The 10,440-nt window shown below is 28.4% G+C and carries 16 protein-coding genes; 6 read left to right on the top strand and 10 right to left on the bottom strand.

Annotation, left to right across the window (positions count from 1 at the left end; all coding sequences use genetic code 11):
• Positions 1 to 129 precede the first annotated feature (129 nt).
• From QZ429_RS04000 to QZ429_RS03980, 5 genes are all read left to right on the top strand, one after another.
• Entirely contained in the window at positions 130 to 759 is a 630-nt protein-coding gene (locus QZ429_RS04000; protein WP_291951446.1) for a S24 family peptidase, read from the top strand.
• A gap of 29 nt (positions 760 to 788) precedes the next feature.
• Complete coding sequence (locus QZ429_RS03995) at positions 789 to 929, top strand: hypothetical protein (RefSeq protein WP_291951443.1); 141 nt, start codon at positions 789 to 791, stop codon at positions 927 to 929.
• Positions 930 to 934: 5 nt separating this feature from the next.
• Positions 935 to 1,117: a hypothetical protein gene (locus tag QZ429_RS03990; protein ID WP_291951440.1), complete on the top strand. Its 183-nt coding sequence runs from the start codon at positions 935 to 937 to the stop codon at positions 1,115 to 1,117.
• 16 nt (positions 1,118 to 1,133) lie between these two features.
• Positions 1,134 to 1,328 carry a hypothetical protein gene (locus QZ429_RS03985; protein WP_366559226.1) on the top strand — a complete coding sequence of 65 codons (195 nt, stop codon included), beginning with the start codon at positions 1,134 to 1,136 and terminating at the stop codon, positions 1,326 to 1,328.
• 65 nt (positions 1,329 to 1,393) lie between these two features.
• Complete coding sequence (locus QZ429_RS03980; RefSeq protein WP_291951434.1) at positions 1,394 to 1,678, top strand: hypothetical protein; 285 nt, start codon at positions 1,394 to 1,396, stop codon at positions 1,676 to 1,678.
• A 38-nt stretch (positions 1,679 to 1,716) separates the two neighbouring features.
• On the opposite strand, the gene QZ429_RS03975 is transcribed toward QZ429_RS03980, so the two are convergent.
• The 3 genes from QZ429_RS03975 to QZ429_RS03965 all read right to left on the bottom strand — a co-directional run bounded on the left by QZ429_RS03975 (position 1,717) and on the right by QZ429_RS03965 (position 5,336).
• Positions 1,717 to 2,529: a DNA adenine methylase gene (locus QZ429_RS03975; protein ID WP_039650128.1), complete on the bottom strand. Its 813-nt coding sequence runs from the start codon at positions 2,527 to 2,529 to the stop codon at positions 1,717 to 1,719.
• 134 nt (positions 2,530 to 2,663) lie between these two features.
• Positions 2,664 to 3,155 (bottom strand): virion morphogenesis protein, encoded by a 492-nt coding sequence (locus tag QZ429_RS03970; RefSeq protein ID WP_291951427.1) that lies wholly within the window; start codon positions 3,153 to 3,155, stop codon positions 2,664 to 2,666.
• 3 nt (positions 3,156 to 3,158) lie between these two features.
• Positions 3,159 to 5,336, bottom strand: coding sequence for a phage tail tape measure protein (locus QZ429_RS03965; protein WP_291951424.1), 2,178 nt, complete (start codon positions 5,334 to 5,336; stop codon positions 3,159 to 3,161).
• Positions 5,337 to 5,377: 41 nt separating this feature from the next.
• Here QZ429_RS03965 and QZ429_RS03960 point away from each other — a divergent pair, with 41 nt between their 5' ends.
• Entirely contained in the window at positions 5,378 to 5,683 is a 306-nt protein-coding gene (locus QZ429_RS03960) for a hypothetical protein (protein ID WP_291951421.1), read from the top strand.
• A 111-nt stretch (positions 5,684 to 5,794) separates the two neighbouring features.
• On the opposite strand, the gene QZ429_RS03955 is transcribed toward QZ429_RS03960, so the two are convergent.
• The 7 genes from QZ429_RS03955 to QZ429_RS03925 are packed head-to-tail and all read right to left on the bottom strand — an operon-like array spanning position 5,795 to position 10,434.
• Entirely contained in the window at positions 5,795 to 6,034 is a 240-nt protein-coding gene (locus QZ429_RS03955) for a phage tail assembly protein (RefSeq protein WP_257933509.1), read from the bottom strand.
• Between the two features lie 44 nt (positions 6,035 to 6,078).
• Positions 6,079 to 6,588, bottom strand: coding sequence for a phage major tail tube protein (locus QZ429_RS03950; protein ID WP_291951414.1), 510 nt, complete (start codon positions 6,586 to 6,588; stop codon positions 6,079 to 6,081).
• A 2-nt stretch (positions 6,589 to 6,590) separates the two neighbouring features.
• Positions 6,591 to 7,781, bottom strand: a complete 1,191-nt coding sequence (locus tag QZ429_RS03945; protein WP_291951411.1) for a phage tail sheath family protein — start codon at positions 7,779 to 7,781, stop codon at positions 6,591 to 6,593.
• Positions 7,781 to 9,058, bottom strand: a complete 1,278-nt coding sequence (locus QZ429_RS03940) for a hypothetical protein (protein WP_291951408.1) — start codon at positions 9,056 to 9,058, stop codon at positions 7,781 to 7,783. The genes QZ429_RS03945 and QZ429_RS03940 overlap by 1 nt, the downstream gene beginning before the upstream one ends.
• Positions 9,059 to 9,071: 13 nt before the next feature.
• Positions 9,072 to 9,443: a DUF1353 domain-containing protein gene (locus tag QZ429_RS03935; protein WP_291951405.1), complete on the bottom strand. Its 372-nt coding sequence runs from the start codon at positions 9,441 to 9,443 to the stop codon at positions 9,072 to 9,074.
• Positions 9,430 to 9,921 carry a hypothetical protein gene (locus QZ429_RS03930; protein WP_291951402.1) on the bottom strand — a complete coding sequence of 164 codons (492 nt, stop codon included), beginning with the start codon at positions 9,919 to 9,921 and terminating at the stop codon, positions 9,430 to 9,432. The genes QZ429_RS03935 and QZ429_RS03930 overlap by 14 nt, the downstream gene beginning before the upstream one ends.
• Positions 9,922 to 10,434 (bottom strand): DUF4376 domain-containing protein, encoded by a 513-nt coding sequence (locus QZ429_RS03925; protein ID WP_291951400.1) that lies wholly within the window; start codon positions 10,432 to 10,434, stop codon positions 9,922 to 9,924.
• Positions 10,435 to 10,440: the final 6 nt, after the last annotated feature.

Below are 10,440 nucleotides of genomic sequence, written 5' to 3'. Positions count from 1 at the left end.
ATAAATTCAAAAAATAGTGTATTAAGAAAGCTACTAATAGAATAATTTATAGCTTTCAAAATAAAATCTTTTCATTGCTTTTTGTAATTTTTTGTTAAATTCTTTTAAACTAAAATAAAAGGATTTAATATGCAAATGCAAGAAGTAATTGAGAAGTTAAAAGATATACTTGCAAGTGAAGGTAAGCGTGAATTAAAAACAAAAGATATAGCTAAAGAATTAGGTATCCACCCAGACACTTTTAATTCTATGAAATTTAGAAACTCCATTCCCTATGCACACATTTTAAACTTCTTAGAAAAAAGAAATATTAGTATTAATTACTTCTTTTATGGAAGCTCTCCAAAAGATCAATTAGAATGTGAATACAAATATAAAATTTTAAAACTATATAAAACTAATGCTAGCTTAGGTGGAGGTGGTATTAATGATATTTTAGACTTTGAAAACATATTAATAGATCAAAAGATATTAGATTTTTTTAAAACAAAAGATTGTGAGCTTATTACTTGCTATGGTGAGAGTATGGAGCCAATTATCAAAGATAAAAGTATTTGCATAATAGATAGAAATAAAACTTTTAAAAACAAAAGTATTTGTGTAATTAATACTAAAGATGGACTTTTTATCAAACAAGTTTTAAAACAAAATAATGGAGTAATTTTACACTCTTTAAACACTTTATATAAAGACATATTTTATAAAAATGGAGATTTTTTATTAGTTGGAGTGGTAGTTGGAGAGTTTTCTAAAATCTAACAGCACACAATAAGCTAAGCCAAGCTATTGTGTGTTTAATCAACAAAAGGAGAAAAAATGAAAGAGATAAAAAATTAAAAGAAAAAATTATGCAAGATTTAGAAGATGAATTTAAGATTTTACATAAAAGACTATCAAAAAAAGATTATCTAGTAAGAGATAATTCGTAGAGCTTATGAGTATTTATAATATGAGTATAAACTCTTATTTTATTGCAAAAATACTTGAAATTAATGAAGATAAAACCATTATACAAGTGCCTTTATTTGAAAGATACATAATTGGTAGAAAATTTGTAATTCAATACAATGATAAAAAACAAAGATATGAATTAAAAAGCACTTTTTGTGAATTTTAAGGGGTTAAAAATGAGTATAAAATATCCAAATATAAAAGTTAGATTAGTTGGAGAAGATGGTAATGCTTTTTCAATTTTAGCTAGAGTTAATAGTGCTTTGAAAAAAGCTAAAATACACAAAAATATTAGAGATGAGTTTTTTAAAGAAGCTACAAGTAAAGACTATAATCATTTATTAAATGTAGTATCAAGTTGGGTTAAAACAATATAGCTTACAACAGCACACATTCAGCATTATCAAGCTATTGTAGTCTTAACAAAACAAAAGGATATAAAATGTCAAGAATACAAAACAATATAAAACAAGGTTATACAAGAAATTTTATAAGAGCAATTTGCAATGGTGATAATGATGCTGTATTAGAGTATCTTCAAAATGGTGTGAGTGCTACAAAAGAAGCTATGGGAACACTACCAATCATTTATGCAATTAATCATAATAATTTTGGAGCTATTTTACTTTTAATTAAATACGGAGCTATTTTAGAGAAAGATTATTTAGAGTATGAGGTAAAATCTAATAAAGAAGCTTTAGAATTTTTAACCATTTTGCTTAAATAATAAATTATTTTAGAGAATATAAATATTCTCTAAAATAATTAAAAATTCATTATCAAAACCTCCTTACTTTCTTTTCTTTTTAAAACATTATTATTTAAAGAATATCTTATCTTTAATTCTTTGATATTAAAGCCTTTATAAAGCTCTCTTACAAGCTCACAGTCATTATAAGAAAGCATAAATTTACCCTTGATATTTTTTAACAACTCATTTAATAGTTTATGTTCTTTTATTCCAAAACCATTAGTGTTTTTATAATAATTTTCAGTCCCCACATAAGGCGGATCTAAATAAAATAAAGCCTCATTGTAATCATATTCTTTTAAAATATATTCAAAGCTTTTATTTTCAATGCTAGTATGCTTAAGCCTTTGTGTGTGTAAGCTAAAATCTCTAAGTAATCTTTTTGGTGCTCTTTGTTTGCTCATAGCAAATTGTCCCATACTTGATCCAAAAGAAGTGCTTATAAGATAAAAATAAAAAGCAGCTCTTTCTATATCATTTTTTGGTTTTAATTCTTTATTTTTTATCATTGCAAATATCTTTCTACTTACAAATAAAGAATTTAATACATTATTTAAACTTTGAGGTTTGTTTCTTATGCAAAGATGTAAATTGATAAGTTCGTTATTTATATCATTAATGACTTCTATTTTTGAAGGGCTTTTTTGATAAAAAACACTCAAAGCTCCACCAAAAACTTCTATATAAGTTTTATGTTCTGGCATTAAAGCAATGATTTCTTTAGCTAAATAGTTTTTACCACCAACCCAAGCAAAAGCAGCTTTTAGTTTGGTTTGTGTAGGTTTAATTAATGGGCTAGTTTTTAGAAATTTGTTTATAGTGTTCATAACAAATTCCTTTTAAAATAAAATTTAATTAGCTAGCTTCTAAAAAGAAGGTTATAATGCTTTTGCTAGTTTTTAGAAGAAGGAAGGCTAAAGCTTTCCTTTTTATGGCTTTTTACAAACAAAGTCACATTTTCTTATTTATTCTTAATAATATTTTGAATAAAAGCTTTAGTATCTTTATAAATCACACTTCTTATACTTTGGTGTAAAACATTGTTGTTATCTATAGGCAAAAAAGCTCTTGCAGGTATATTTTTCTTTTTGCTACCATATTGATGAATAAGTCCATACTTAAAACCATTTTTAGTTTGTATATTGTTAAAGACTTCTACGCTATTTTTACTTACCTTGCTTTGCCAATTCGTTTCTTTGCTTAATTCATTTTCTCTTTTTAAAATACCATTATTTTTTCCTTCTTTTATCTTTTGTTTTATTGTAGCTGGTTTTAAACCTTGCCATTTTCCATCAAAAATACTGCGTTCGTTTTTAAAAGAATCTATAATAGCATTTCTCATACTTTCACCAGCACCTGCTAAAATGCTTTGCCCGTGTTTATCCATATCTATTAATTTCTCACAAGCTTTAAAAAAATTTTCAAGTCCTTTAATCTCTATATAATCGCTCATAAATTATCCATAAATAGTAGTATTGATTTTATTTTGTTCTTGCTTTTTTAAAGCATCAAATACGCTTTTTTGTATAGCAGTGGCAAATTCTTGCATATTAAAATTACCATCTTTAGTGGCTATGTTAAAAGTCCCATTAACACTTACATTAATATTACCATTATTAAAGCTTGGGCTTGAATTAATTGGCATTTGTTTAATATTCTTTGTTTGTGGTAATTCATCCGTATAAGCACTAATAATCTTTTCTTCGCTCTGTTTGTTGGTATTTACTTTAACCTCATCATCACTTAAGCCAAAAAATCCTAAAACATCATTGATGAAATTTCCTACAGAGGCTATTGCATCACTAATCCAAGAAAGCTTATCTCCAAACCATTCAAACATGCCACCAAAAATACCATAAAAGAAATCACTTATTCCTTGCCAAATAGAATTAAAAATATTTATTATTGGATTAAATATTGGCTTTAACCATTCTACAAAAGAAGCAAACCAAATTTTAACTTTGTCCCAGTTAGCTATAATAACTCCTGCAATAATACCAATTGCAGCTAATACAATACCAAGTGGATTAGTAAGCATTGCTAAGGTTAAAATTTTAATATATCTTGCTACATACATAAAAGCTTTAGAAAGATTTACTAGTGCAAGATTTAATCCTATAACGGTTTTTTTATAAATAATTGCCGCAATCACGCTAGTCATTAGTCTAATTCTTACTAATTTTAATGAAAGAGCTTTGCCAATAAGTGATATTTTTGAAATATTACAAGAATTAGCAAACGCTAAAAGATGAATTCTTGCCACCATTAAAGCATTTTTACATAAAATAATAGAGTCTTTCATATAATTTTTAGCAATAGCATAAGCTAGAACTGCGGGTTTTGCAAGTAAAAAAGTCGCTATAAGCCCTCCTAAAATCCCATTAAGACCAGGGACAAGTCCTGTGATATAAGTAATACCATTAACAAGATAAGAAATTCCAGAACTTACTCCTGATATAGCAGGTAAAAAAACCGAACCTAAATTAACAGCTAAAGCATTAAAAGCATTTTTCATGAGTGTAATAGAATTTTCTGTAGTTTTTGCTCTTGTATCAAATTCCCTCTGCAAAGAGTCTTTTTTTGCTTCATCACTTGCATTTTTTAAAGCTTTTTTGTAAGTATCAAGTCCTCCAACAAGTGTTGCCATATCATCTGCAAAATCACGACCAAAAATATCGACTAACACGCCCATTTGTTCTTTTTGATCTAGTTTTGCTATCTTTTCTAAAAATATATCCAAACCTTTTTGAGGATCATCAAAACTAGCTTGTTTTAAATATGCTCCATCAATGCCAAGTCTTGCAAAAGCACTTTGGGCTTTTGCTCCCATGTTATCAGCTGTAGCCAAAACTCTGTAAAGGCTATTAATAGCCGTTCCTGCTACTTCAGGACCTTTGCCTAAAGATATAAAAGAAGAACTAAGTGCTGCAATTTGTTCTTTAGTAAAACCTATTTGCTTTCCAGCTGCTGCGGTTCGTTTCATAACTTCAATAATTTCTTTAGCTTTAGAAGCGCTATTATCAGATAGATGATTAATACTATCACCTAAATCTTGCATATCTTTAAGTGAAATACCCAAAATATTTTTTATCTTAGCTACGCTTTCGCCTACATCTTCAGCACTCATATCAAATGCTACTTTCATTTTAGTTACAAGGTTTGTAAATTCTCTTACATCTTTTGAGCCAAGTCCAATCTGTCCCCCAGCGGCAGCAATGGATGCTAGTTCTTTAGCGCTAACTGGTAAAGTTTGAGACATTTTAAGTATATCATCGCTCATTTTTTTGATATTATCATTTTCATCAAAATTTACAACTTTTCTCACATCGGCCATAGCAGATTCAAAGCTAATAGCTTCTCCTAAACCTTTACCAATAATTCCACCTCGAATAACATTACCTAAACTTAAAAGCTCATCTTGTAAGCCTTTTCTTTGAGCTTTTAATTCTGCTCTTAAATTGGTATTAAGCTTAAGAGTGTTTAACTCTTTTTGCAATCCATTAATTCCAAGCTTAGTTTTTGCTGCTATTTTTTCTAAATTACTAAAGTCTTTAACCACTTTGCCAACAGCACTTGCATTTTTAATTACCAACCCTAAAATAACACCAATTCCAATACTTCCAGCATTTTCCATATTCAATCCTTTTTAAGCAATTGTATTTTAAAATCTTTGCTATGAAAGTTTTAAAATTTATTAATGATGATATGATTTCGTATGTTGCTTTATTGCTAACAACACTTATACCTGCTTTTTTTATAAGCTATCAAAGTGCAAATGATGGTTTTTTTGATACATTAGCTATTTTTATTTTTTCTTATTTTATAAGCATTATCGTAACTGCTATTTTGATGATGATTATGCCACCTATTGCTCTTTTGCTTGTTTTACCAACTTGGTGTTTAATTACAATTTTAGACTTTATTTTCCATATATTTTTAAAATTTTGTTCTTTTAAAAATAAAACAATCAAAAATTCTTAGTCTTTAAAAACTCTTTTGCTATTTCTAAAGCTTTTTCAAATTCTTCCAAATCCAAATCCAATACTTCATTTAAACTCCAATGTAAAGTATGACTTATAAGAGCTATAGCTTCTAAGCTATAACTCCTGCTTCTTGCAAAAAATCTTTAAGAACATTTTGTAAAGCCATAAAATCTTTAAGGTTTAAGTCTTCTATGTCACTTTCTTGTTTATTTGTAAGCGTGGCTATCATATAAATAGTTTGATCCATTTCTTTATCACTTTTATTTGTAGCATTTTTTAAAATACGTACACTAGGTGCTTTCATTTTTACTTCTTCGCCATTTTCGAGTTTAATTAGTTTCTCTTTCATTTTTTACTCCTTATTTTTTAGTTTATTTATTGGTTAATTAGAGATTAAATGGTTAATTTGCTTCTTACATCACTCATTAAATCTACTCCATTTATCATTAAAATAGTGTTTTTATGATCGTAGATAATGATTGGAATGTTATTTCTTTTTTGCATGTAAAAATGAACTGCTATTTTAATTTCAACTTCCACTTCCTTGCCGCTTTCATGATCACTTTCATTTAAACTGATAAATTCGCCCATAATTTCAGCACTAATTCCATGATTATCGCCTCCTTGATGTACGCTTTCTCTAAAAAGAATGGGCGCTTTAATAGTGCTATATGTTGTGTGAAAGAATGCAGCATAAAGCACAGGATCGACTACAGAAAGCTTAAAAGAGATTTCTAATGGTTTCAACACACCACTGCCATAATTTGCACTTAAAGCACCTTTTGTTTCTATCATTTCTTGCTCAATATCAGGAAGTTTTAGGTTTCTAACTACTCCTAAATAACCTTGACCATCTATATAGACATTGCATTCTTGTATAACTTCTCCAATTTTTCTTTTCACTTTTATTCTCCTTGCATAGTTTTAATCAGATCATCACTCCATTCATCTGAGTATTTGAAGTTAATGGTTAATTGTTTTACAATCGGGTTGTTCATCATTCTTACTTTTAAGTAAAATTTACCAGCACTAACATTGCTTGGAGTGTTTTGCTCCTCATCCCACTCTACATCATAACCAATTAAAACCTTAGCACCTTTTAAATTTCTTAGCATTTCTTCAACACTAATCTTTACAAAATAAAGCTCACTAGCTTTTTTATCAATTGCTTTAAAAGAAGCCTTTTGGGCTGCTATGGCTATACGATCAAAAGTTCTTACTCTTGCTAAATCTTGCCATATGGTATCTTCATCACTACTTTCCCCGCCCCAAGTTCTAAAACCCTCATAAAGGATGCAGGTTGAAATATGATTTTTTCTTAATCTATCAGCATCACAATCTAAACCATTAATAAACTCTATAAAATACTCACTTCCAGTTATTCCATTCATAGCTCTATTTGAATAAGAATCACTAAAGCCATATTCTTTATCTCCATCAGTATGTGCTATCATTGCTGCTATGATTGGACTTTGAGGAACATAAGTATATTTTCCTTGAGTATTTAAAATTTGCACCCAAGGCCAAGTGGCTACTAATCTTTTTGAGTTAAAACTTTCCATAGCATTAATAGCTTCTCCAACATTTGTAGCATAAAGATCTATAATAGCTGTGATATTCATAGCTTGTGCTACGCTTTGAAGTTTAGCTTTTATTCCTGCTTCATGAGAATAATAAGGAGCGATGATTAAATCAGGGGCAAAGCCTGTTCGATGTTTTGCTTTTTTAAACATCTCTATTGCATTACTTGCATTTGCTAAAGTATTTTCATCCTCTGCATCTTTTTCAAAAAAACTGATAATAATAACATTAGAAACATTTTGTAAATTAATGCATTCTAAAGTATCTAATAGCCTAAAATCTTGTAAATTATGTTCTTTAATTAAATCACTTATAAACTCTTTTGCTTTATTTACATTAGAAAAAGCAAAAATTGGCATAGCTTCAGCACTTTCATATCCAGCCTTAGTATAAATCATATCTTTACTTGCACCTTCAATCACTCCAGCAATACCTATAGGTGTATCACTTTGTATGGTTATAGGACTAGCTGCACCATTTTCTATAGTAAAATTAACTCCATAATTAGCTGCCATTATTTAACTCCTTTTTTTGTGTTTTTTTGGTTATCTTTTTGTTTTTTTTGATTTATTTGTGTAATTAAAAATAAATTAGCAAATTGTCCATAATCACTAAATAAATTATTTTGTTCATCATTGGCACTAGTATTACTTTGATAATAAGCTTTATAATAATCATCAAAGATATATCCAGCGTGATTTTCATCTTCTTTAGCGGTGCCAAAAGGTGGTAAAACTTGAGTGTTAAAAGGTATGGTTTCTTTAATCTCATCACCCTTAGCAACAATTTTTTCGACACTTAGACTATGAATATATACTTGTCCGTAATATCCAGTCCCTCTTACAAAAAATTTATTAGGCACTTCATCATTAAAAAGTATAATTTCAACTTCATACTCACCACTTTGACTCCATAAACAACAAGTATAATAAGATTGCTCATTTGCAGCACTATCATCAAAATTAAAATACCTTGCTAAAGAATTATGAATATTATGTCCTGAGGCTGGATATATTCCTGTAGTTTTAATTTTCCCTAAAACTTCATCTTTAGCTAATACCTGAGAGATACAATCTCCTCTTTGAGGTTGAGAAGTAGATGAAGTTCCTCCTATTCCACTTTTTTTGATTATAAAGTTACCTTCTTCTAAATTATCATTTCTATACTCATCAGTCATTATAGTATGTGCAAATCCATTAGAAAAAGCAAACAATACATCACTTAAACATCCTCCATATTGTCCTGAAAGAGTTTTTACTTTAAATTTTATTTTTGTGTATTCTTGGTTAGCTATTTTTTTCTTAGAAAACAAATCAAGCCACACTGAACCTCTACCTTGATTTCTTATACATAAATAAATAGTAGAGCTTTCCTCATTAACATAATTTATCAAGCTTCCAACTTCAGCTTTTATATCAGGATCTGGTAATTCAAAGGAAGTAACTATACTCCCACTTTTTTGAGGTAAATTACTTATAATTTCTTCTACTATAGGACTTAATTCTTCTTTAGAAACATTTTCTCCTGCATCACCTTTTTCACCAGCTTCTCCTTTTAAGGAAGCTAAAAAATCATCTTCGCTTTTTCCTTCATTTCCTTCTTTGCTAAGCCAAAGCTCATAAGCACTTTGTCCAGTATCTCCTTTTTCTCCTTTAATACCCTCAACTCCTTCTAGTTTTTTATCTATAAGATCTTCTATAATTTCTTTATTAATTATTTCTGGTTTTTGAATTGGAGGTTTTATTAAATTACCTTGTCCATCTTCTGGTATATAAGAAATGCCATAATCCATTTTAAACTCCTTTTTAGATACCTTTTAAAAAACATTTAACTATATGAAAACTATTGCATGCATGATAAAAAACAAAGGTTTTAAATCTTGAACATCCTAATTCTTGCATAGCTTCTTTTAAAGCCAAATCTGCTATTTTATAATCATCTTTTGAATTTGCTTTTTCGCACAAATAATCATGTACAACAACCGCACTTAGATATTCAGGCGAATTAGGTGGAAAAATACTCCAAAAAATTCTAGGAATATTTGCTCCATTACTTGTAAAACCTTTTGGTATAGTAATTTTTAAATTACACAAACTAACTTCAAATTCCTTTTGAAGTTCAAATCTATCCTTATTAAAAGGCTTTACTATTACTCTTTTAAGATTATTTTTTATCATTATTTTTAACCTCATTTTTATCTTTTATATAAGTATTTGTTTTCAAAAAAGCACTTGAAAAATTTTTTATTTTTTCTACTGCAATATTATAAATATCAATTTCAGCTATAGTTTTTCTTGTTTTTATACATTGAATATTGATCATTACAGAAAGAATTTCTCCTAAAATCAAAAAACTAAAACTATAATCTACAAAATAATATAATGCATCTATTTGCTTAGCTCCTAAAGCAAACACAAAAGGGATTCCTAACATTAAAATTTTAGATAATAGCTCCGAAAAGGTATATATTCTTATATTTTCACCCAAAGCTAATGTTCTACAAAAACCAACTATTGCTGAAAAGAAAAATATACACACTAATATCATCACTTGAGCTTCTTCTATACCTATATAAGCTAAGAATTGAAAGAAAAATGCTAAAATGAAAGAACCACCAAATAAAATACTGTTAGCTGAATTTTCTATCATTTGCATTTATTCCTCCCATACGATAATTTCAAGTTCTTCTTTGGAATTTGCTTGCTCTACTTTTTCTTTAAGTGCATTAGCTTTAAAAGTGATTTCTTGAGTATTGTAAGCCACTGCTGTAGCAAATTGTAAAAACTCTTGCGGTGTAAAAATTACTTTTTTATCTTCAATATCAATCCAAACAATTTCTTTGATACTTCCTGATCCACTTTGCATATCAAGCATTAAATTAGTTACTGCTCCGTTGATATTGAGCTTATCTTTCTCTCTTGTTTGAAAGATCTTATTGTTGTAGATTATTCCACCTTCTAAAACTTCGTTTTTTTTGATTCTAATTTCATTAATTTTATTTTCTTTTAATTCTTTCAATATAGCATCTTCACTTTTAGGTGGATTGATTAGAGTATTAAATTCTTCTTCGCTAAGTGGAATCAATCCTCCTTTGATTTGTTCATTTTTTACATCATCTTCATAGGCATAAATTTGATTATTATCGTTTTTGTCTATAAAATATTTCATTTTAAT

It is taken from the genome of Campylobacter sp., from assembly GCF_020024835.1.
Lineage (GTDB): Bacteria > Campylobacterota > Campylobacteria > Campylobacterales > Campylobacteraceae > Campylobacter_D.
The sequence above is the reverse complement of the archived record's forward strand: the minus strand, read 5'-3'. Positions and strand labels throughout refer to the sequence as shown.

Coding starts and splice junctions, on each gene's coding strand:
- QZ429_RS04000 (WP_291951446.1), top strand. CDS start 130: ATGCAAATGCAAGAAGTAATTGAGAAGTTAAAAGATATACTTGCAAGT.
- QZ429_RS03990 (WP_291951440.1), top strand. CDS start 935: ATGAGTATTTATAATATGAGTATAAACTCTTATTTTATTGCAAAAATA.
- QZ429_RS03980 (WP_291951434.1), top strand. CDS start 1,394: ATGTCAAGAATACAAAACAATATAAAACAAGGTTATACAAGAAATTTT.
- QZ429_RS03975 (WP_039650128.1), bottom strand. CDS start 2,529: ATGAACACTATAAACAAATTTCTAAAAACTAGCCCATTAATTAAACCT.
- QZ429_RS03970 (WP_291951427.1), bottom strand. CDS start 3,155: ATGAGCGATTATATAGAGATTAAAGGACTTGAAAATTTTTTTAAAGCT.
- QZ429_RS03965 (WP_291951424.1), bottom strand. CDS start 5,336: ATGGAAAATGCTGGAAGTATTGGAATTGGTGTTATTTTAGGGTTGGTA.
- QZ429_RS03960 (WP_291951421.1), top strand. CDS start 5,378: ATGAAAGTTTTAAAATTTATTAATGATGATATGATTTCGTATGTTGCT.
- QZ429_RS03955 (WP_257933509.1), bottom strand. CDS start 6,034: ATGAAAGAGAAACTAATTAAACTCGAAAATGGCGAAGAAGTAAAAATG.
- QZ429_RS03945 (WP_291951411.1), bottom strand. CDS start 7,781: ATGGCAGCTAATTATGGAGTTAATTTTACTATAGAAAATGGTGCAGCT.
- QZ429_RS03940 (WP_291951408.1), bottom strand. CDS start 9,058: ATGGATTATGGCATTTCTTATATACCAGAAGATGGACAAGGTAATTTA.
- QZ429_RS03935 (WP_291951405.1), bottom strand. CDS start 9,443: ATGATAAAAAATAATCTTAAAAGAGTAATAGTAAAGCCTTTTAATAAG.
- QZ429_RS03930 (WP_291951402.1), bottom strand. CDS start 9,921: ATGCAAATGATAGAAAATTCAGCTAACAGTATTTTATTTGGTGGTTCT.
- QZ429_RS03925 (WP_291951400.1), bottom strand. CDS start 10,434: ATGAAATATTTTATAGACAAAAACGATAATAATCAAATTTATGCCTAT.